Here is a 21,577-nt window from a genome sequence, read left to right on the forward strand (position 1 = left end):
GCTGATGGTAGATCCGATTCGGGTAAACGCTGTTCAATCACAGACTACCCAATCTGGCAGTCAGGCAACCAGCCGGGTTCAATCAGGCGGCAGCAGTTTTGCCGATACTCTGGCACAAGCCCAGGGAGTGCGTTTTTCAAACCACGCCCAAAAACGGTTGGATGATCGGGCAATCAATCTCCCGGAAGATGGCCTTCAACGATTAAATAATGCTGTTGAAAAAGCCAAAGCCCGCGGTGGAAAAGAATCGCTCATTCTGATGGATGATCTGGCGTTCATCGTCAACGTAAAAGATCGGGTGGTCGTAACCACTATGGATGCAAAACAACGCGGCGAGGGTGTCTTCACCCAGATTGATAGTGTTGTTTTTGCCGATAAGGCCGAAGGTTCTGCGAAAACGGCCGATAACCAGTAATACTCTAGTTTCATAGGCCGGCCCTCTTGGAGGAAGCCTGTGAGAAATGTTCGGAGGGTAAAATGATACGTTCTATGTTCACAGCGATCAATTCGCTGTATATCAATCAGCAATACCTGGATGTTGTGGCAGATAATCTTTCCAATGTCAACACACCGGGATTCAAATCAAGTTTTGTGCGTTTTATGGACCAATTCGCCCAGGATATGAGTGTGGGCGGTGCCCCTACTGCTACCTCTGGCGGCACCAACCCTATGCAGATCGGTCTGGGTACCAATGTGGCTACTATTGGAAAGAGTTTCACCCAGGGGCCTCTCTCATCCACCGGTAACGATCTGGATATGGCTATCTCTGGCGATGGTTTTTTTGTCTACAACAACGGCGTAACCGACCTGTATTCACGGGATGGCTCACTGGCGATTGATGCACAGGGTTACCTGGTGCATTCTTCTTCCGGTGATCGTATCCAGGGCTGGATGGCTACTGGTTTAGGCGCAATCAATACCGGTTCAAAGTTGGAATCCATAAAACTTCCCATTGACTCTACCGTTGCCCGGGCTACAACCCGCGCCTATATCCTTGGCAACCTGAATGCCAATACCACCATACCGGCGACCACTTTTCACGCCTCTCTTTCCGGAACTTTAAATGCCAATGCAGCCGTAGGCACAACCTATGACACCAGCTTTGTGGTTCAGGATACCACTGGGGCTTCCCAAACAGTAACATTTCGATTTTCAAAAACAGCAGCCAATGAATGGGATTACACCAGTATTTCGCCAAATGCTACTGGAAGTGGAACCGTTATATTTGACACGGATGGCAATTTTGATTCAGGTGCATCAACCATTGGGACACTCCATGTGGGAACCGGCCAAATTGAATTGAATTTTAACGACCTGACACAACCGGTGGGTGCAGCCAATAACGTCATCCTGGGTACACAGGATGGAACGGCGGCTGGATTTTATGATGTCACCATGGGTGTTTATGATGAGTTGGGCGTATTGACTCCTGTTACCATACGCTATACCCGCACCAACAATGCCAATGTATGGACATATGATATTTCGCCCACAGATACAAGCGGCGCCTCCATTGTGGATGCGGATAACAACCCGATCGATAATGGTACGATTTCCTTCGATACAAGTGGTCAATATGTAAGTTCTTCAGGGCGGGTCAGCGTTCCCGGTTCCCGGGGTGCAGCTACCCCCACTCTGGTCGATATGAACCTTTCAGGAATGACCATGCTTTCCACAGCCAGCAGCGCCGCCCTGGGCAGCCAGAATGGTCTGGCGGCCGGTTCTTTGTTAGGCTTCAATGTATCTGCCAACACCGGTGAAATCTACGGCGCTTATTCCAATGGTGATCAACGTCTGGTTGGTCAGCTGGCTCTTGCAATGTTCGTCAATCCGGCTGGCCTGGTTCGTACAGGCGGCAATAACTATGTGGCCGGGTTGAACTCCGGTGAAGCCCGGATTGGCGCTGCCAATGCCGGCGGCCGCGGCAAAATTGCATCCGGGTATGTGGAAGGTTCCAATGTGGATATGAGCCGTGAATTTTCAAACATGATCCTGGCGCAGCGTGGTTTCCAGGCTTCATCACGCATCATCAACACATCAGACTCACTTCTGCAGGAATTGGTCAATCTTGGCCGGTAATCAACACCCGGAAAGATGGACTATGGGATAACGTGAAATGCTAGTCCAGGGTTTGCAGCCGGTTCAACCCGGAGCCCGACCGATCGATCAGCCATTACAACTGCACCTGAATCAGAAGGTGACAGCCGAAATATTGAGTGTGAATGGTGAACAGATTGATATGGTCATTCAGGGAATTCGGGTGGTTGGTCGGCTGCAAACCGGCGATCAGGCTGCCCTGCTTGAAGACCATAAACTGGCGCAATTCATTGTCAAAGGTTCCATAGATGGGATTCTCCAGCTTGCGCTGGCAAAACCAAATGAAACTACAGTGGCAGCACAGCCATCGTCAACACTGGCTGTGCTGTCACAAAATTTGCTTGTTCTGAATAATATTGAAATTACTGAACAAAACCTGATGTTGGGGAAAGCTCTACTGAATCATGGACTTCCCATCAATCAGCAAGCCATTGACGAATTGTCTCAGGCTTTGAATGGTATTGGGAACTGGGGACAGGCAGAAGCCGATATGGCAGCTGCTCTCAAAGCCGGAGGAATGCCATTAACAGAAAACACCCTGTCATTGGCTATGCAGACATTGCCAAACATGGTTGACAGTATCAATAAATTACGGAGTCAATTGTCACGCCTGGCTGCCGGCCAGGGTGGTCCTGAAATCACCCGGCTGGCTGAACAGGCGTTGAAATTGATTCAATCTGGCACGATTGATTGGTCGAAAGATTTACCTAACCTGTTGAATGATTTGAAACAGGCAATATCTGTGTGGGGAAAATCACTTGAATCAGAACTGGCACGACAGGTCAAGGGGGATACTGTTCAGGGTAATGAAGGGTGGTTATCCCTTATACAATTACGAAAAGCACTTGATTCGAGTGGGTTCAGAACGGCAGTTCAGTCAATTGACCAATTTATGGAAGGTGTTCGACAGATGCAATTCCTCAACACCGCCCGTCCGATTGAAAATGGGAATCCGCCCTGGTTGTTGGTGAATCTACCAATCGCTGCTCATATCCCCGGGCAGACAACCCAGCAGAACACATTTTTCCCGACCAGTCTGCGTATAGCCTACCGCACCCAAGGGAATGTGAAACGAATTGATCCGGATAATACCCGGTTGGTATTAACGGTAGATCTTCAGAATGGTGACTATGTTACCGCCGATTTGTCTGTAATAGGAAAGCGGGTGGGTGCGTGGCTGTCTGTTTCGACAGAAGAATTGAAAGAGAAGGCTGTGGCCACGTTGCCTGATCTTGAAAGCCGGTTGGAATCACTGGGGTTATCATTAAAAGTTGCCCACTGCGATGTGGCCGCCATTGGGCCTGTTCTCTCGCAGGAAGAAAAAGAAGTTTTCCCTGGCTCACAGGGAATCAATATTGAGGTCTAAGCATGGAACAACCGGCTGATCCTCAAAAAAGAAATCCGATAAAAACAGCCATTGCGCTGGAATATGACCCGAAAAAAGACGAAGCTCCCCGGGTTATTGCTACCGGCCGGGGAGAAATTGCTGATAAAATCTTAGAGATCGCGCAGGCAAATCAGATACCCATTCGGGAAGATCCGGTGCTTGCTCAGGCATTATCCATGGTGGATCTGGAAACAGAAATCCCGCCAGAGTTGTATGCCGTGGTTGCCGAAGTATTAGGTTGGGTTTACCAGCTTCGAAAAAAATCTGTCGAGGAATGACCCTGATATGTCTCTTCCCCAAAAACCGGCTGTAGAGCGCAGACAATACTACCGGCTTATTTACCCACCGGAATTAGCGCCCGAGGTAGTAATATCCAGCATCACGTTCAAAGTACTGGATATTTCTGAAAAAGGGGTAAGATTTCGAAAAGATTTCAACACACGCCTGGATACAGGTCAGACCGTTCAGGGGGTGGTTATCTTTCAGGATCTTTCCAAGTTTGAATTCAAGGGCTATGTTCTTCGCGTAGTCAATCGCGAAGCTGTTGTCATCTTTTTAAAAAACCTGCCTTACCAAAAAATCATGACCGAACAATTGTATATTCAAAGGAACTCCTGACTATTTACATATCACATTAATATTTAATTCCTCTCATTTTTATGAGAGGTTTACAGTGGTAAAGGGTGGATATCGTTAGGATAATATAAGAATTCTGCAAAGAGTTCTATCGCTATTTTGCACTATGATGGTCAATTCATTTGTTGTATGCTAATACGTGAAGATGCTTTTTAGCATCGTATTTGTGTGCTTTTATCTCACTCACTTCAGGAATACAGCTGGACATCCCGTCAGAATGGACTAAGGATACTTCTATGGAATTGATTTTTGACCTGGCAGAAGACGAATTTCCAATCTTTATGGCTGAAACCGATGAACAGCTTCAAGTACTTGATGATGGCCTGATCCGTCTTGAACGGGAAGGCGAAGACATGGAGTTGCTGCAGGCATTGTTCAGAGCAGCTCATACTCTAAAAGGTACCGCAGGAATGATTGGCCATAAGCGCATGGTCAACCTGACGCATTCGATGGAAACAGCATTGGATTGTTTGCGGAAGCATACAATGCCTGTGACAACCGCATTAATCGATCTGTGTTTGGAAGCTACCGATGCACTCCGTAGTTTAAGGGAAGAAGTTATTACCCATACGGAATGCGGTGTTGCAGTAGATACACTTACAGATCGGTTTTCCAGTCTCGTGCTGGCAGGAAAACCAGCCGCACAACCTGCTGTAAAACCGACAGAATCCCCGGTGCAAACACCTGCACCGGTCATCAAACCTGAACATCAAAATGGGGCATCCTCTGTTAGAACGACGGCAGAAAATGTAACCATCCGGGTAGAAATTTCGCAGAACAGCATAGCTTCCGCTGCCCGGGCGTTCCAGGTCATGATGGAATTACAGGGATTGGGTACCATCAGGCAGATGGACCCAACTCAGGAGGTTATAGAAACCTCGAAACCTGTGCATGTTATGACGACTGTGCTTGAAACATCCCGATCGGATGAAGACATCCTTAAAGCGTTAGATACCCTTTCAGAATTAGATAAAGTGGAGATATTCCCGGCGGGGGCTGTTGTTCCAGTCAGCACGCCAGTACAGGCTGTGGAGACTCCAGCTGTACCACCTCCACCACCCGTTGTGGCAACGCCTCCACCTGCGGCCATTAAACAACCGGCTGCTCAGGCAGAACCTCAACCGAATGCTGTTGCGCGACCAGGTGCAGCCCCTGTTTCTGTAGAGAAAACGGTCCGTACCAGCGTGGAACGCCTCGATAATCTGATGAATCTGGTCGGAGAATTGATCACAGACCGAAACCGCCTGTACCAGATCCGCAGCACACTGGAAATGTCCATCCACAATAGCAACCAGTTGGATGTTCTTTCCGATACCATTACCCACGTTGGCCGCATCACAGACCAGCTGCAGATGGAAGTCATGGGTATTCGAATGCTACCTATTTCGAATACTTTTAGCAAATTTCCCCGCATGGTACGGGATCTCTCTGCAAAATTGAACAAGAAGATTGATCTGGCTATTGAAGGTGAAAACACAGAACTGGACCGATCTGTCATTGAAGAGATAAATGATCCATTGATTCACTTGATACGTAATTCAGTGGACCATGGGGTGGAATCGGCGGAGGAAAGGTTGCAGGCTGGCAAGCCGGAACGGGCGCTTGTCAAATTGACTGCCCGGCATGAACAGGGTCGTATCATTATCACCGTGGAAGATGATGGCAAGGGAATTGATCCAGATAAGATTCGGGCGGTGGCTGTGGGAAAGGGAATTCTTACAGAAGCAGAAGCCGCTTCATTAAGTGATGATGAAGCCATTAATCTGATCTTCTCTTCAGGTTTTTCCACCGCAAAGGTTGTCAATGATGTTTCGGGCCGTGGTGTAGGGCTTGATATTGTACGAAATAACATTCAACGCCTGAATGGTACTGTCATGGTAGAGACAGAAAAAGGGAAGGGTACCCGGTTCATGGTCACTCTGCCTCTGACATTGGCGATTGTACCTACATTATTGGTTTCTGTCGGTAAGAACACTTTGGCTATTCCGCTGGTGACAGTACTGGAGACACTGCGGATATCCACCGATGAAATCCAGACGGTAAATTCCCGGCCTGTCATTCGATTGCGTGATAAGGTGCTCCCATTATTGGAGATGTCAGAAGCATTTGGATTCCAATCAACGAAAAAAGACCAGGGATACCGGTATGTTGTGGTTGTCGGTATGGGCAAACAACAGATGGGGCTGGCTGTTGACAGGCTGCTTGGACAGGAAGAAGTTGTGGTCAAGTCCCTTGGTTCCATCATTGGCGAAGTAGTGGGCATCGCCAGTGCTGCGATTCTGGGCGATGGTTCGGTAATCCTCATTGTTGATGTTCAAGATCTATTCCAGATTACCGGGCAAAAATCCGGCACAAATAAAAAGGAGTAAATAATTATGACCCCGGACGAACGAAAGGTTGACGAGAACCTACTGGCAAAGATGCGAATTGTCGCTGCCCGTGGCTTTTCCAATTCAGCCCAGGGTTTATCACAGATGATCGGGCAAGATTTGAGCGTTCATTCTCCCGACGTGGATATGGTTCCCCTCGCTGACATTCCTGAAATTCTTGGCGGCCCTGATAACGATGCCGTTGGAGTATATCTACGAGTAGATGGTGAACTTATTGGTCAGATTATGCTGGTCATCCCATATCAGCAGGCGCTTGAGTTTTGTGACATGGTGATGGATGTCCCTTCTGGAACAACCAAAGAATTTGGCCGCATGGAACGATCTGCTCTGGCGGAAATTGGTAATTTGACAGGTTCCTTCTTTTTAAATGCTATTTATGAAATAACGGGTTTATCTTCTCATCCAAGCCCCCCGGCCGTGATGGTAGATATGGTTGGATCTATCCTGGATGTCGTCATCGCCACCATGGGGGCTATTTCAGATCATATTATGATGTTCAAGGCTTCATTCCAGATAGGTGATCGGAAAATCCAGGCAGATTTCTGGATTATTCCAGATCCGGTAACACTGGAAAAATTAACCGTAGCGGAGATGAAAAAAGAATGAGTGGAGCCATGTCCTCTGTCGGCCTGGGTGAACTCTGTATCAGCCGTGATCCTACGGATGTTTTGATTGCGTTTGGATTGGGTTCATGCCTGGGCATTGGCATGTATGATCCAGTGACCAGGGTTGGAGGATTAATCCATGTAGTCTTACCTGAACAAAAGGCTGGTAACGACCCCAATACGGCGAAATTTGTTGATACTGGTATCCCGCTTTTATTGGGTAAATTGGTTGAGGCAGGTGCTCAACAATCGCGGTTAATCATCAGGATGGCTGGAGGGGCTAACATGTTAGTCTCGCCTGGTCTTTCAGGCACATTTGATATTGGAACACGCAATATCAATATGGCCCATGAAGTTTTTAAAAAGTTGAACCTGAAATTGCAGAAAGAAGAAGTAGGTGGGCAGGTTGGAAGAACTGTGCGCATGTATATTGCAGATGGACGCATGACGGTTCGAATGATGGGTTCTCAGGAGCGCGACCTGGGAGCTGTATAAAAACGGAAAAGGAGTTGCAGAATGACAAAAGTCCTTGTTGTAGATGATGCCGAATTCCTTCGAGTTCGCATTACAAAAATGCTTGCAGGTGAAGGTTATGAAGTGAATGAGGCAGAAAATGGCGCGAGAGCGCTAGAGATGTATCAACAAATAAAACCGGATGTCGTCCTGATGGATATCACCATGCCCGAAATGGATGGGTTGACTGCATTAAAAACCATCCGGGGAATCGATCCGAACGCACGGATCATCATGCTCACGGCATTGGGTCAAGAATCAGTGGTAATGGAAGCGGTAAAAGCCGGCGCAAAAGACTTTGTCGTCAAACCTTATGATTCTGACAGAGTTCTGCAGGCGATCTCTAAGGCAATTAAATAATTCCTATGGTCACTCCTGCATCTGGAACACCTCCTGTGAAGGTTTTAGTGGTTGATGATTCAGCCTTCATGCGATTCACCATTACAAAACACCTGAATGAATTTTCAGGGATCACTGTTTTAGGCGCGGCCAAAGATGGCCGCGAAGCTCTCGATATGATCCCGAAACTCAAGCCAGATGTGGTCACTTTAGATGTGGAAATGCCCAATTTGGATGGCCTTTCTACACTGCGAGAGATCATGTCCAGGCATCCATTACCGGTGGTCATGCTTTCCAGCCTGACATCAGAAGGTACTCTGGAAACAGTAAGGGCACTGACACTTGGTGCTGTGGATTTTGTGGCCAAACCGGATAACAAAGCCAATATGGCTTCCATTCTGGAAGAAGTGGGGAACAAGGTACTTCGGGCAGCCAAAGCAAAAGTATGGCAGACACCGGCCAAATCTGCGTATATCGAAACGGCGCCAACCGCCCGAGTCCTGGAGAAAAAAGTTCGTTCACTTCGGAATCAAGACAAAATCGTGGTTATTGGTTCATCAACAGGCGGTCCGCGAGCTTTGAACACCGTGGTTCCAATGCTGGATGCCAGCATACCGGCTGCATTTGTCATTGTTCAACATATGCCCGCCGGGTTTACGCGTTCACTTTCTGAAAGATTGAATGGAACATCGGAATTGTATGTAAAGGAAGCCGCCCCTGATGACCGGTTGGAAGTGGGAAAAATTCTGCTGGCACCCGGCGGATTTCATATGGTTTTTGACGAAAATGAAAAAGTAACGTTAAACCAGAATCCCACCGTACATGGAGTCCGTCCGGCGGTGGACGTAACACTGCTTTCCATTGTGAAGCTTTACGGTCCCAGGGTTGTCACAGCCATCTTAACAGGCATGGGAAATGATGGAACCAATGCCGCCCTTATGGTACATAACTCGGGTGGCTGGGTTATATCTGAGGCAGAAGAAACCTGTGTTGTTTACGGTATGCCAAGGTCAGTGTATGAAGCTGGTGCTTCCAATGAAGTTGTTCCCCTAGACAGGGTAGCTGAAGCCATAAAGGCGGCAGTAGGAAGATAATATGGAGCAGGATGTTTACGAACGCATTAAGAAAGTGGTCAAATCGAGCGTCGGGATAGACCTCGAGCATTATAAAGACGAACAAATGCGCCGCAGGTTGGATTCATGGTTGGTTCGCTCGGGTATGAAAACCTGGGATGATTATTTTGCCAAAATTAAAGTAGACCCCGATGAGCTGCTGAAATTCCGCAACTACTTGACGATTAATGTAACAGAGTTTTATCGTGATGCAGAACGTTGGAAACACCTTCAAAATACGGTTCTGCCTATGATTATCCGAGATGCAGGAGCCAGAACCGGCCTGCGAATCTGGAGTGCCGGCTGTTCCATTGGCGCTGAACCTTTTACCCTCGGTATGATCCTGGACGAGCTCACCCCGAATAGAAAACATTATATTCTGGGCACCGATCTGGATAAAGGTGCAATTGCCAGAGCCATGTCTGGCGGGGCATTTATTACCGAAGAGGTGAGGGGACTCTCACCTGCACAGAGGTCAACCTACCTGCGGCCAGGCGGACCTCCTTTCTATGTTGTCGAATCTTTAATTAAAAAGATCACTTTCCGAGAACAAAATATGATTTCAGATTCTTTTGAGAAAGATTTTGATCTGATCGTCTGCCGGAATGTGGTTATTTATTTCACCAGCGAAACCAAAGAAATTCTTTACAGGAAATTTGCCGAAGCCCTGCGTAAAGGCGGCATACTTTTTATTGGTGGTACTGAAATTATCCCTCATCCACAAGATTTCGGATTGCGTAGTATTGGCATCTCTTTTTATCAAAAACTCTGATGGTTATCAGATCTTCTGGAGTACATACGATGGCAAATGTAAAGTTCATGAATCCTTTTGTTGAAGCAGCTGCTGAAGTTCTGGCGAAAGAAGCAGGTGCCACTGTAGAACGTGGAACTCTTAGCCTTCAAAAATCCTCCATGACTTCCGATCAAATCACTGTTCTGTTGAGCCTGGTAGGTCAAGTACAGGGAGTAGTCCTTTATGGGCTTTCCATTGAGACCGCCTTAAAACTCGTTTCTAAAATGATGGGGCAGGAGTTCACTGAGTTTGACAACCTGGCTCAAAGCGGTGTTGCAGAACTTGGCAATGTGATTACCGGTTGTGCTACTGTCAAGTTGAGCAAAGAAGGATTTGATGCGGAAATATCTCCACCAACCCTGGTTCAGGGAGAAGGGATACAGATATCCACCCTTGATTTCCCCCGAATCGTTGTCCAACTTAAAACTGAAATGGGTGATATTACAGTTCATCTGGCCCTGCGGGAATCCCCTCCGGGAAGTGAATCTGGAAAAAATTATGTTCCCATTGCCATCCAGATGAAATAGGAAAGGAGTAAAAATCATGAAAGTTCAATACCTGATTCCTTTTGTGGAAGCAGCGTATGAGGTGCTAAAAGCAGAAGTGAATATTCCGATGCAACGGGGTGATCTGTCACTGGATAAAGGCGCGTATATTACAGATGATGTTACTGTTATTATCAGTCTGGTTGGTGATATTGAAGGGATCGTCTTTTATGGTTTTAGCAATGAAGCCGCACTGGGGATTGCCTCAAGTATGCTTGGTGAAAATCTGAGTGAAATGAACGGACTGGCCCAGAGTGGCATTGCTGAATTAGGTAATGTGATTACCGGCCGTGCCAGCGTTAAGCTTTCAAAGAGTGGTTTCCAATCGACCATATCGCCCCCTACAATGCTTCTAGGAAAAGGAGCCACAATTTCAACTCTCGATTTTCCACGTGTTGTTGTTCCATTGACCAGCAACATGGGCAGGATAACCATTCACCTGGCATTGAGGGAAGCGCTTCGACAGGGTGCTAATGCCGCTTTGTTGAAGGTTCCTGAAGCACCCGGATTAAAAGATACACCTGGCAAGGATTCATAGGAGTTTTATTGTTTATTTACTTCTCCTTAATTCGTACGTCTGCAGGAAAATTGTAGAATAAAAATGGACATTCTTTCTCTGAAATTGTCTATTAGCTATTGTTCGAACGACGGAAATATTGGAGAAGTACGATGTTGGAACCAATAAAAAAAACCGATGATGATTTGGGAAAAGTAAAAATGGACCGTGAGGCGTTGGAATCAACCATGAAGTCGTGGTTGATTCCAAAATCTACCGGAGCACTCCATCCATCTGAGAAAGTAGATGGAGACAGTGAGACATATGAATTTCCCAATCCTTTAATTAATGACGATGAAGGAAAAGCATCGTAATCCACGAGATTTTGAGGAATTCCATGGCACACGTTGTAGCGATCAGCAATCAAAAAGGCGGTGTGGCAAAAACAACGACTTGTATTTCTCTTGGAGCCTGCCTTACAGAGCGGGGACATAAGACATTGCTGATTGATCTTGATCCGCAGGCGAATCTCTCACTATCACTCGGGCATTTTGATGATGCCCCCGGTGAAACTATTACAGATGCCCTGGAAACCACCCTGAATCCGAGGAAAGTTGACTGGGATAATCTGGTCAGACCTACATCAATGCCACATCTCGATGTTATTCCCTCTGATGCACGCCTTTGGTCGGTTGAGCGTTTAATATCGGAAAAGACCGGGTATGAATTTGGCCTGAGTCAGCTTATTGGGCGATGGATGGATAACTACGACTATATATTATTCGATTGTTCTCCCTCTCTCGGCCCTTTGATTGTGATGGCATTGACGGCTTCCAACCGGGTGATCATTCCCATTCAGACGGAATTTCTCGCAGCCGTGGGGCTGGTTCGTTTGATCGAAACTGTGGATGCCATAAGAGAGCATACAAATGCCAATCTGGAGTTTAATCTTTTGGCGGTAATGTATGATCAACGTAACGGTATATGCCGGGAAGTTTTAAATAAATTGCAGGAGAATTTTTCTGCCCGGTTATTTTCAACGGTAATTGGTGTTGATACCCGTCTGAAAGAATGTGTGGCTACAGGCCAGCCGATCAATCAGTATGATCCTAAAACCAGAGCGACACAACAATATGGCATGCTCGCCGCTGAATTGGATCAAATGGTGATCGGTGAACAGGAGGGTAAATGAATAAAAAAACAAAAATAAAATCAACTTTAGATAGCCTGTTTTCTGGAGGTAAACTCACAACCGGTGAGGATAAAAAAGTTGTTGCGGAAAAAGTGGAAAAACCTGAGGAAAAATCTAAAGCCGTCCGACCTTCCAGAGTATCGAAGACACCCCAGCAGGAAAAATCCGCGGCAGTCATTCCATCGAAAACCGTGAAGGCTGATCCTGATACTGAACCTGTTATTTCAGCCGCAACCGAATCTGTTGTAGAAGTATCAAAAGAACAAAAGGTGGATATCGTGGAATCTCCCCAAAAGGAAAACCCTGTGGAAACTCCCGCTGAAAAAAGTATTCAACCAGCAAATGGCTCGTCTGAACAAAAAGTTCCTCAAACATCAAGCACCAATAAAAAGACAATAGAAGATGATGCATTAAAGGTTGCCAGAGAAATTGACCAGGCTGTTGCACATGGTGATGGTGATGAAGAGCATCTTGTCATATTCTCTCTTGGCAAAGAGCTATATGGAGTGACCATCCATGCCGTAGAAAGCATCATCAAACTACAGGCAATAACCGAAGTTCCTCGAACAGCTGCCTTTATTCTGGGTGTTACCAACCTGCGGGGGACTGTCGTTCCTGTAGTAGATTTACGGAAACGATTTAACCTGACATCCAATGAAAATACACCCAACACCCGAATCGTAATAGTCAATGCTGAAGTAGGAAAAGTTGGAATTGTGGTAGATGAAGTGACTGAGGTTCTAAAAGTACCACGAGAAGCTGTTCAACCGCCACCGCCAATGTCAACAACTATTGAATCTGCCTTTATCAATGGCATTGCCCGTATCGCGGACAAATTGGTTATTCTATTGGATCTGGAAAAAGTATTGGCTTCTTCCACAAAACAACATAACTGGTAGCTTTGCAGATTACATTTTAGAGCACTACCCATAAATGGAGTATTCTCCAACAGGAGGAAAGATGAGAGTGCTGAATAATATACGTATACGAACCAAGCTTCTTGGAAGTTTTGTCATAATTATCGTTTCTATGATAATCGTGACACTTCTAGGCGCTGCCGGTTTAAGAACAGTGTCAGATTACAGTTCTGCCATGTATGAAAACCGGTTGATTCCCGTTGAGCAACTCGGCCATGTTGAATCGTTGATGTTTACCATACGCGGTGATTATTACAAGATTTATGCTGTTGCCGGTGAACGGACGAAATACATAGGGGAGATGAACGACAACCTTGCGTCCATTTCTACTGAAATGGATGAGTATCGAAAGGGGAAACTGCTCGATTCAGAAGTCACCGCCCTGGAAACTTTTGATACAGCTTTTAAAGAATTCTCCGCAGCTCTGAGTGTGTTTGAAGACAAAATCAAGGCTGGTGACGAAGAAGGAGCGTTTGGGTTAATCAGCGGCGACGGCCGGGTGGTTGCTGCCCGTGAAGGTTTGGGAAATGCGATTGATGCTTTGTTGACAATCAATCGTGAAGAAGCCAAGCGGTTGAAAACTGAATCACAAGAAGTTGAGCAATCGCAAATCATATTTATGATTGTTGTTGGCACTGCAGGTGCTTTTATTGGTTTGATCATTGCCATTTTGATTAGCAGTTCATTGACCAGCGGAATGAAAACGCTGGTCAATGGATCCAAAGCAATGTCAGAAGGCGATCTTCTGCGTGATATGGATCAAAAAACCAAGGATGATCTTAATAACCGCGGGGATGAATTGGGTGAAGTGGGGAAGGCATTGAGGGACCTGATTTCGTACCTTCAGGAAATGGGTAAAACGGCCAATCAAATCGCCAATAATGATATTTCTATGACCATCCACCCCATTTCTCCTAAAGATGAATTGGGAGTGGCATTTAAACGCATGACTGAGGGATTGCGCGATGCTGTGAAGTTGATTGCAGAAAGTGCAGATTCTGTTACATCTGCTTCCAAAGATCTGGCGGATGCATCGTCACAGGCCGGAAATGTGACCGGGCAAATCTCAGCGACCATCCAGGAAGTTGCCAAAGGTACAACAATACAGGCAGAGAATATTTCCAAAACGGCTTCTTCTGTTGAGCAAATGTCCAGGGCGATTGACGGGGTAGCGAAAGGGGCACAGGAACAAGCCAGTGCTGTAGGGCGGGCCAGTGAGATCACTGCTTTGATAAATAATACAATCCAGAAGGTGGCTGCCAATGCACAATCTGTTACAGATGGCTCCCTGCAGGCAGCCAAAGCTTCACGTGACGGTAGCAAAGTGGTCGAAGAGACTATTTCTGGAATGGAGATCATTCGTCAAAAAGTAGGACTTTCGGCTGAAAAAGTGCAGGAAATGGGATCTCACAGCGAGAAAATTGGCGCAATTATCGAAACTATTGATGATATTGCTTCGCAGACAAACCTGCTGGCCCTCAACGCAGCCATCGAGGCAGCCAGAGCCGGGGAACATGGAAAAGGATTCGCTGTGGTGGCGGATGAAGTGCGTAAACTGGCAGAACGGTCCAGTAATGCAACCAAAGAAATTGGCGAGCTGATCAGAGGCATCCAGAAAACTGTTGGAGAGGCTGTGGCTGCCATGGAAGAGGGAGCCAATGAGGTTGAACGCGGTTCCCAGAAAGCCAATGAAGCCGGTCTGGCATTGGATGCTATTTTAAAAGCGGCAGAAGAAGTCAACCGGGAAGCTGAACAGGCGGCAGAAGCAACCAGGCAGATGAGTATGAATGCGGATGAATTGGTCGCATCCATGGATACAGTGTCGGCTGTCGTTGAAGAAAACACAGCCAGTACAGAAGAGATGGCAGCAGGTTCATCAGAGGTTACCCAGGCTATTGAAAGTATTGCCAGTATTAGTGAAGAGAACAGCGCGGCGGTTGAAGAAGTGAGCGCATCTGCTGAAGAAATGACAGCCCAGGTGCAAGAGGTCAGCGCATCGGCGCAATCGCTGGCAGAGATGGCTGACAAGCTGCGGGCTGTTGTTCAACGGTTTAAATTGAATTAATGGCTCTTGCAAAATTAAGCGAACTGGAAAATAATGCTTTATAAAGAGAGGTATACAAATGGAACAACAACTTGTGGTTTTTGAACTTGCGGATGAACATTATGGTGTGGATATTTCAACGGTGGAAAGTATTATCAAAATGCAGGAGATAACACGGATCCCCCATTCACCATCTTTTGTGGAAGGTATTACCAATCTGCGCGGTCTGGTTCTTCCGGTTATAGATCTGAGAAAACGATTCGGACTGGAACCGGTAGAAACATCACGAGATTCACGCATTATGGTTGTTGCGCTTGGAACCGTCAAAGTGGGCATGATTGTGGATGCCGTGTCTGAAGTGCTTCGAGTGCCATCTGAATCCATTGAGCCGCCACCCTCCATGACGACTTCTTCGCGGGCCAACTTCATAACCGGAATTGCTAAATTGAACGATATTCTGGTCATACTGCTGGATATGAGCAAAATCCTCACATCTGATGAACAGATTGAGTTGACGGCAGTAGCCTGATTCAATCGGCCTTGAATTGGGCAATCTACCATAAAGGTGCGAAATACGTCGTAATTATCGGATTGTTCTGCACCATGTAATTTCACTCCGGAGATTAATACTCCGGAGTTTTGTTGATGGATTAAAATAGACGAACCCCTCTTTGAGGGATTAAGAAAAATCTTTACCAGATATCCCAACAGCCCTGGTTTTTGTGGATTGGAATTAAATGAAACGTGCCTCTTTATTTTTTCTATTGGTCTTGTTGATGACTGCCTGCAACTCCGGAAAACCTGCCGAATCGGAAGGAAAACCGACTTCCTTAGCCACTGAAATTCCCTGCCCGGGTGTCACCCCGAGGGGAGTTATAAAAGGTGGAATGGCGTATACAGTAATAAATGGGTCAGTCCTATCTGTTGATTTGTATTCCCGACCTGAAAGCTCTGAAAAAATAGCCTCAATCGAACACCATATTCGAGTCACCGTGCAGGATGGCCCTGTTTGTTCATCTGATTCCGCCTGGTGGCAGGTTGCCTTGCTGGATGGGAAGAAGGGATGGCTGCAAATCGGCAATAAAATAAAAGCTGGTGATTCTACGTATGAACTTGCCCTGGAACCATATAAAGATGATGCTGTTCAGCGTGATGTACCGGATAACCGGAAGACAGAAGCTCAGATACGTTATATCGTGGCAGACATTGAACTGGGGGGATCGGATGTTCGGAAGTATTATGAAGATCAGATCGCTGCCAGACCCGACGATCCAGAGACCGACCTTATGAAAACAGCCATAGACATTATTCAAACTGGAAAGAACGGACAGGTGCTGGCCAATGCTTCTGCGTTTGAACGCAAGCCGTTGCGGGGCGGGACGTCAGTTGTTGATGCTGGAACGGAATATGTTCAACCTGGATTGGATATTATTTTGACCCCTTGCGATGGAGCAGCGGCGGATCCGGTTTGTGCAAAGCTTAAACCATAAACAAAAAGCAGTCTGTCTGAAAACAGACTGCTTTTTTTCAAGTTGTGTTATTGTCTATTCGTACTTAATTTCCACTCCAGCCATCTGCTCAATTACTTTTACAAAAGCAGAGGCGTTTTCATCTCCCCAGCCTTTATTCACACCTGTTTTAATCACTTCACGGATGGCAGAGCTGGCTGGCAGGGGCACGTTCAAATCCTGAGCAAAGGATGAAATCAGATTGGCATCTTTCAGCATGAGTTTCAAGTAAAACGAAGGCGAGAAATCTCGCCGGCATACGGCATCGCCAACTCCGCTGAGAATGGGAGACTTGAAATCCGTCACAGCCAGTACTCCCAGAACATCTTTTATATTCAACCCGGCTTTTTGTGCCAGAGTAAGTGATTCGGCTACGGCTTCAATTTGAGATGCAACAACAAGATTCCCGACAAGTTTCATGGAAGTGCCTTTGCCGTTCTCGCCCATATAATGCTGGGTGGCACTGATCTTTTTCAAAACCGGCAGGACCTTTTCAAAGGTAGATTTTTCTCCGCCCACTACAATCCATAGACCGGCATCACGAGATTCGTTCTTGCTGCCAAATACTGGCGCATCAAGGAATTGGACTCCTTTTGCATTAAAAGCAGCGGCTTCTTTTAGAGAGGTTTTGGGGAGACATGTGGTTAAATCCAGGACAATCTGACCGGATTTGACTCCGTCAATGACACCGTCTTTCCCAAAGACCACCTGGTCTATTCCGGTATCATCATTCAGCATAATCATCACAATATCGGCACCGGCAACAGCTTCACGAGGCGTTCTGGCTTGAACAGCACCTTGTTTTACCAGCGGCAGACATTTATCTGCCGTCCGATTGTATACGGTAACGGGATGGCCCGATTTCAAGAGGTTGACAACAATATTATGGCCCATCACACCGATACCCAGGAAGGCGATCTTTTCCATCTTCGTTTTTCCTTTCTGACTAACGATATTCTTAATGTTCATTATGATTTTATCAAACAACAAACCGGTTAAATTTACCTGTGGAGTTTTGTACAATATAGCCGGAAAATTGTTCATTCCGAATAGTAGGATGTTATGATTGCATTTCTCATCACACACACGGTGGAAGAACTTGGACGATAATTCCCTGCTGGCTGGTCTTGCTCCACATTTTCAAGAATTGCGGCGTCGATTGCTCGTCGCATTAATTGCCCTGGTGGTTTGCGTTCTGGCGAGCTTTGTATTTGCTGATCGAATCATCAATTTTCTTGTTGAACCAATTGGAGGGCTTCAGAAACTGCAATCCATTGAAGTCACCGAGAATATTTCGGTGTTCATGAAAGTGGCGTTGTTATCTGGATTCATTCTGGCACTCCCCATCATTGCCTACGAGATTGTGGCGTTTATCGTGCCTGGATTGGAACCGAGAGAAAAGCGCTGGCTTTTTATCAGCCTGCCGTTTATTGTGATTTTGTTTGTGGCAGGTGTGGCCTTTACCTATTTTGTTATGTTAAAAGCTGCCATCCCATTTCTGGTTAATTTCCTCGGGGTGCAGACGGTTCCTCGGCTTTCCAACTATGTTGGATTTGTCACCAATCTAATGTTTTGGATTGGTTTGAGTTTTGAATCACCCCTGGTGGTTCTACTGCTGGCAAAATTGAAACTGGTAAATGCCAGAATGCTGCTGAAAGGCTGGCGGGTAGCCATTATTGTATCTGCGGTATTGGCCGCCATTATCACCCCAACGACCGATCCGGTGAATATGGGATTGTTAATGGTCCCTCTTATGGGGTTATACTTAATAAGCATCTTCCTGGCCTATCTGGTACGGTAGAGAACCGGGAAGTTACCAATTGGAGGATTTATGAGTCTGGGTATGCCTGAACTATTGATTATTCTCGTCATCATTCTTCTGCTATTCGGCGTAGGCCGCATTTCGAAGATCTCCGGCGAACTGGGTAAAAGTATTCGTGCATTCAAAGATGGCCTTAGCGGCAAGGATGATGAAAATTCTGTTGATAAATCAAAGACCGATGATTCTGATAAGAAATAAGCTGACAACCTGTTCTGGTTGATTGTAATGATCGATGGAAATTTTTAATATTGGCCCCTGGGAATTACTGCTGATCCTTGTTCTGGCGCTGATTGTCTTTGGCCCGGAAGGGATGGTCAAATTTTCCAGAGATGCCGCCCATTTTATACGCAAATTGGTTCGTTCTCCCCTGTGGCGTGACCTTGTATCTACGTCGGAAGAGCTGAAGACAATCCCGCAGCAGATTATTAAGGAGACTCAACTCGAAGAGAGTATGCGGGAGATTTCCCATCTCAGCAACACAATCTCACAATCAATTTCCAGTGATTTATCTGAAACTATAAATCTCGATGATAAATTGCAGGATGCAGAAGACAAAAACGATTCGCACCATCCATCCGATTAATCGTTTTATCTACAAATTCAGGTATTGATACGACCAGAATCTATTCAAATGTTATCGTATCACCCCCAAAAAAAGAATCATTCCACGGTTTAATCACGCATGGATGAAAAACCATTGCGGAATTCTTAAATGAACAGTGCCGGTTAGACACCCGGCACCCTCAGGTGATCCACCAGGGACTTGAACCCTGAACCCACTGATTAAGAGTCAGTTGCTCTGCCAATTGAGCTAGTGGACCGCGAACACGTATTATACCCGAAAGCCGGAAGGTGTCAAATCAGGCAGCAGCCGGTTGATTTCCGGTGCCGCGAAGTTGTTCCAGAACTTTACGGTACTCAATCGTATTTGGCGGCCCCAGTGCAATGATGGTTTCCAGATGGACAATGGCTGCAGCGGTGTTTTTGTTTTCCAGTAACTCATCGGCATAGGAATCAAGCAGAGAGATAGCATCGGGCATATTCTTTACCCGATGGCTGACGGCAAATAACCGGCTTTGCATATCCTTGTTGTCTGGCCGAATAGCCACCAGATTGCTGACCATACGCATGGCTGTGGGAATCTTATTCATCGAATCATAATACGTCACGGCACTATCGAGCTCACTGATGGCAGCGGCATCCTGCCCGAGGCGGTAATTTAACTCCACCAGGCTGGTGCGGGTTTCCACATCATCGGGATCAAGTCCTCTGATTTGATCAAAGATACGAAGTGCCTGCCGCCAATCCAACCGCTGCAGGTCAATATCGGCTACTCGTTTCAATATTTCAATATTCCAGCTTTTATTGGTCTCGCCTTTCTGCGACAACCGTAAAACATTAAGATACGTTGCCCGGGCTTTATCCAGGTCGGCCAGGCGGTAATATGTTTCGGCCAGGTCCAGATATTGCTGGATGGCATCATCACGCCGGTCGAGTGAAAAGAGCAACTCGATCAGCCGGTTACGAATGGCTAGATTGGTCGGCGCCAGTTTTTGGGCCTGCATAAGCACTCTGACAGCCTGATTCCTATCGCCGGTGAGTTCATACTTGCGGGCAATCAATAGATACTTGTCGATGGCTGCATCAACATGCTCACGTTTGATCATCATTGAGGCGATCAATTCATGCAGCAATGTTTCTGTTGGGGCAAATTGAAGGTCGTAATATAGCTCTTCGAGCGCAGGCAGCAGGGCATTATTGCTGACCAATCGTTGGGCACGCGATAACCCTGCCACAATCTGATTGCTGTTGGGTAGGAGCATCAACATTACCAGTGCGCTGGGCGGTGTTTCGTCACTAACCGGGGGCAGCAATTGCCTGATGTTGGATACCTGCTGCCGCCAGCCGCGCCGCATGATTTGCCCGCTGATACTGCGGCACACATATCGTAGCTGGTCTGGATCGTTGACTTTAAGAATCTGGTCGCTGATCTGACGGTATTGCAACCTTAACGGAGCAGACATCTCAACCGGCAAGGTGGTGGCATCTGCCTCATACATGGCTTTCAGGTAGGCATTGGCAGCTTCTTTCAGGTTGTCAGCTTCCTCTTGCACCTGTCCTATCAGCAATTCAGAAGCCATGGCAAGCCGGGCATCAGATGCCGAGCGTGATAAAGCCTCAAGAGCCTTTTGTCCATCATTCTTATGAGCTAAAAATCCCAACAGATAAAACACAGCCGGATGAACCACGCCGGCATTTATAGCTTTTTCTGCTTCGGCAGCGGCCTGAACAGATCGCCCACGGCTGTGAGCTTCTACAGCAGACAGCAGGTGATTCAATGCGGAAACGCGATCCATTTCGTTTTTTACAGCAGGCGTTGTTTCATTTAGATGAAGTGTTTGGAATAGGGGATTGCTTTCAGAGGGATCAAGGACCAGGTCGGCGATAATGCCCAGAGCGTAATGAGTGGCATCTTCAATGGGATCCCGCAAAGGTTCGCGTCCTCGAGCCTGATCACGCTGACCAATTTTCCCCAGAGGGCCAGATTTGCCGGGCTGATAAATCGGCAACAACTTGCCAGCTCTTATCCGCTCATACGCTGACAGAGCTTCTTCATTGTTTGGCTGTATTTTTAGCGCATATTCCACCATCTGACGGGCGGTCTGTGCGTCACCATTATGCTGGGTGATGCTGGCCGCCGCCAGATATTCTTTCACAGCCGATGGGAATCGCCCAATGCGTTCATAGATTACAGCGAGCTGAGTATGCGCCCGCATGTTTTGAGGACGGTAGGCGCTTGCCCGCAGCAGGTTCTGTACTGCCCGGTCAGCGTTATGTGCCTTTAAGTACAGGTCAGCAGCCTGAAAGGAAAGGAGGACAGCTTCTTCTATGCGATTTTGCGCTTCATAGATTTTCGCCATGTTCTCCTGCGGGGCTGGATCTTCGGGAGAACGCTTGGCGGCTTTTCGATAAACCTGAAGTGCCTCGTCATATTGTCCCTGTTCCATCAAGGCCAGACCAAGGCTGTTTAATGCGAGGTAATCTTCCGGGACTTCTGCGAGAGCCTGACGGTAGTATCGGGCTGCCTGCTCCCAGTGTTGATCCCAGGCAGCAGAATGACCCTGACGCATTGCTTGAGTGTAGTTTTCTTGATTCAATCTAAACCTGCATATCCAAGAAT

The 21,577-nt window shown here is 46.8% G+C and carries 24 protein-coding genes and 1 tRNA gene; 22 read left to right on the forward strand and 3 right to left on the reverse strand.

The annotated features are described in order from the left end of the window. Positions 1 to 4: 4 nt before the first annotated feature. The 19 genes from LTAR_RS13805 to LTAR_RS13895 all read left to right on the forward strand — a co-directional run bounded on the left by LTAR_RS13805 (position 5) and on the right by LTAR_RS13895 (position 16,556). Positions 5 to 415 carry a TIGR02530 family flagellar biosynthesis protein gene (locus LTAR_RS13805; RefSeq protein WP_062422851.1) on the forward strand — a complete coding sequence of 137 codons (411 nt, stop codon included), beginning with the start codon at positions 5 to 7 and terminating at the stop codon, positions 413 to 415. A gap of 62 nt (positions 416 to 477) precedes the next feature. Next, positions 478 to 2,079 (forward strand): flagellar hook protein FlgE, encoded by a 1,602-nt coding sequence (locus LTAR_RS13810; RefSeq protein ID WP_062422852.1) that lies wholly within the window; start codon positions 478 to 480, stop codon positions 2,077 to 2,079. Between the two features lie 37 nt (positions 2,080 to 2,116). Further along, on the forward strand, positions 2,117 to 3,463 hold the full coding sequence (locus tag LTAR_RS13815) for a hypothetical protein (RefSeq protein WP_062422853.1): 1,347 nt from the start codon (positions 2,117 to 2,119) through the stop codon (positions 3,461 to 3,463). A 2-nt stretch (positions 3,464 to 3,465) separates the two neighbouring features. Continuing rightward, complete coding sequence (locus tag LTAR_RS13820; RefSeq protein ID WP_062422854.1) at positions 3,466 to 3,762, forward strand: EscU/YscU/HrcU family type III secretion system export apparatus switch protein; 297 nt, start codon at positions 3,466 to 3,468, stop codon at positions 3,760 to 3,762. Between the two features lie 7 nt (positions 3,763 to 3,769). Next, positions 3,770 to 4,102, forward strand: a complete 333-nt coding sequence (locus LTAR_RS13825; RefSeq protein WP_062422855.1) for a PilZ domain-containing protein — start codon at positions 3,770 to 3,772, stop codon at positions 4,100 to 4,102. 254 nt (positions 4,103 to 4,356) lie between these two features. Next, the gene (locus LTAR_RS13830) at positions 4,357 to 6,489 is read left to right on the forward strand and encodes a chemotaxis protein CheA (RefSeq protein ID WP_062422856.1); all 2,133 of its coding nucleotides are present in this window, start codon (positions 4,357 to 4,359) and stop codon (positions 6,487 to 6,489) included. 6 nt (positions 6,490 to 6,495) lie between these two features. After that, positions 6,496 to 7,116, forward strand: a complete 621-nt coding sequence (locus LTAR_RS13835; RefSeq protein WP_062422857.1) for a chemotaxis protein CheC — start codon at positions 6,496 to 6,498, stop codon at positions 7,114 to 7,116. Next, the gene (locus tag LTAR_RS13840; protein WP_062422858.1) at positions 7,113 to 7,610 is read left to right on the forward strand and encodes a chemotaxis protein CheD; all 498 of its coding nucleotides are present in this window, start codon (positions 7,113 to 7,115) and stop codon (positions 7,608 to 7,610) included. Before LTAR_RS13835 ends, LTAR_RS13840 begins: the two co-directional genes overlap by 4 nt. 21 nt (positions 7,611 to 7,631) lie before the next feature. Then, complete coding sequence (locus LTAR_RS13845; RefSeq protein ID WP_062422859.1) at positions 7,632 to 7,988, forward strand: response regulator; 357 nt, start codon at positions 7,632 to 7,634, stop codon at positions 7,986 to 7,988. 5 nt (positions 7,989 to 7,993) lie between these two features. Beyond that, positions 7,994 to 9,061, forward strand: a complete 1,068-nt coding sequence (locus LTAR_RS13850) for a protein-glutamate methylesterase/protein-glutamine glutaminase (RefSeq protein ID WP_062422860.1) — start codon at positions 7,994 to 7,996, stop codon at positions 9,059 to 9,061. Position 9,062: 1 nt separating this feature from the next. Continuing rightward, positions 9,063 to 9,851: a CheR family methyltransferase gene (locus LTAR_RS13855; RefSeq protein ID WP_062422861.1), complete on the forward strand. Its 789-nt coding sequence runs from the start codon at positions 9,063 to 9,065 to the stop codon at positions 9,849 to 9,851. Positions 9,852 to 9,880: 29 nt separating this feature from the next. Then, a complete protein-coding gene (locus LTAR_RS13860; protein ID WP_062422862.1) occupies positions 9,881 to 10,399 on the forward strand; it encodes a chemotaxis protein CheX in 519 nt (172 codons plus the stop codon). Positions 10,400 to 10,415: 16 nt separating this feature from the next. Beyond that, positions 10,416 to 10,955 carry a chemotaxis protein CheX gene (locus LTAR_RS13865; RefSeq protein ID WP_062422863.1) on the forward strand — a complete coding sequence of 180 codons (540 nt, stop codon included), beginning with the start codon at positions 10,416 to 10,418 and terminating at the stop codon, positions 10,953 to 10,955. A gap of 131 nt (positions 10,956 to 11,086) precedes the next feature. Beyond that, positions 11,087 to 11,287, forward strand: a complete 201-nt coding sequence (locus LTAR_RS13870) for a hypothetical protein (protein ID WP_062422864.1) — start codon at positions 11,087 to 11,089, stop codon at positions 11,285 to 11,287. Between the two features lie 23 nt (positions 11,288 to 11,310). Continuing rightward, a complete protein-coding gene (locus LTAR_RS13875) occupies positions 11,311 to 12,105 on the forward strand; it encodes a ParA family protein (protein WP_062422865.1) in 795 nt (264 codons plus the stop codon). Next, a complete protein-coding gene (locus tag LTAR_RS13880; protein ID WP_062422866.1) occupies positions 12,102 to 13,004 on the forward strand; it encodes a chemotaxis protein CheW in 903 nt (300 codons plus the stop codon). The genes LTAR_RS13875 and LTAR_RS13880 overlap by 4 nt, the downstream gene beginning before the upstream one ends. Positions 13,005 to 13,071: 67 nt before the next feature. Further along, positions 13,072 to 15,087: a methyl-accepting chemotaxis protein gene (locus tag LTAR_RS13885; protein WP_158423446.1), complete on the forward strand. Its 2,016-nt coding sequence runs from the start codon at positions 13,072 to 13,074 to the stop codon at positions 15,085 to 15,087. A gap of 58 nt (positions 15,088 to 15,145) precedes the next feature. Further along, complete coding sequence (locus LTAR_RS13890) at positions 15,146 to 15,595, forward strand: chemotaxis protein CheW (RefSeq protein ID WP_062422868.1); 450 nt, start codon at positions 15,146 to 15,148, stop codon at positions 15,593 to 15,595. Positions 15,596 to 15,803: 208 nt separating this feature from the next. Continuing rightward, on the forward strand, positions 15,804 to 16,556 hold the full coding sequence (locus LTAR_RS13895; protein WP_062422869.1) for an SH3 domain-containing protein: 753 nt from the start codon (positions 15,804 to 15,806) through the stop codon (positions 16,554 to 16,556). 54 nt (positions 16,557 to 16,610) lie between these two features. On the opposite strand, the gene LTAR_RS13900 is transcribed toward LTAR_RS13895, so the two are convergent. Beyond that, positions 16,611 to 17,501: an NAD(P)-dependent oxidoreductase gene (locus tag LTAR_RS13900; RefSeq protein ID WP_062422953.1), complete on the reverse strand. Its 891-nt coding sequence runs from the start codon at positions 17,499 to 17,501 to the stop codon at positions 16,611 to 16,613. A 172-nt stretch (positions 17,502 to 17,673) separates the two neighbouring features. Between LTAR_RS13900 and tatC the strand changes: the two genes are divergently transcribed. The 3 genes from tatC to LTAR_RS13915 are packed head-to-tail and all read left to right on the forward strand — an operon-like array spanning position 17,674 to position 18,979. Continuing rightward, positions 17,674 to 18,375, forward strand: a complete 702-nt coding sequence (gene tatC / locus LTAR_RS13905; protein ID WP_062422870.1) for a twin-arginine translocase subunit TatC — start codon at positions 17,674 to 17,676, stop codon at positions 18,373 to 18,375. 30 nt (positions 18,376 to 18,405) lie between these two features. Continuing rightward, positions 18,406 to 18,594, forward strand: a complete 189-nt coding sequence (tatA, locus tag LTAR_RS13910) for a twin-arginine translocase TatA/TatE family subunit (protein WP_062422871.1) — start codon at positions 18,406 to 18,408, stop codon at positions 18,592 to 18,594. Positions 18,595 to 18,628: 34 nt separating this feature from the next. Continuing rightward, positions 18,629 to 18,979 carry a twin-arginine translocase TatA/TatE family subunit gene (locus LTAR_RS13915; RefSeq protein ID WP_062422872.1) on the forward strand — a complete coding sequence of 117 codons (351 nt, stop codon included), beginning with the start codon at positions 18,629 to 18,631 and terminating at the stop codon, positions 18,977 to 18,979. A 165-nt stretch (positions 18,980 to 19,144) separates the two neighbouring features. Here the strand turns inward: LTAR_RS13915 and LTAR_RS13920 are convergent. Further along, positions 19,145 to 19,217: transfer RNA gene (locus LTAR_RS13920), tRNA-Lys, on the reverse strand. A gap of 39 nt (positions 19,218 to 19,256) precedes the next feature. Continuing rightward, positions 19,257 to 21,554, reverse strand: a complete 2,298-nt coding sequence (locus LTAR_RS13925; protein WP_139044566.1) for a tetratricopeptide repeat protein — start codon at positions 21,552 to 21,554, stop codon at positions 19,257 to 19,259. Between the last annotated feature and the right edge of the window lie 23 nt (positions 21,555 to 21,577).

The organism is Leptolinea tardivitalis (genome assembly GCF_001050275.1).
Taxonomy (GTDB): Bacteria; Chloroflexota; Anaerolineae; order Anaerolineales; family Anaerolineaceae; genus Leptolinea; species Leptolinea tardivitalis.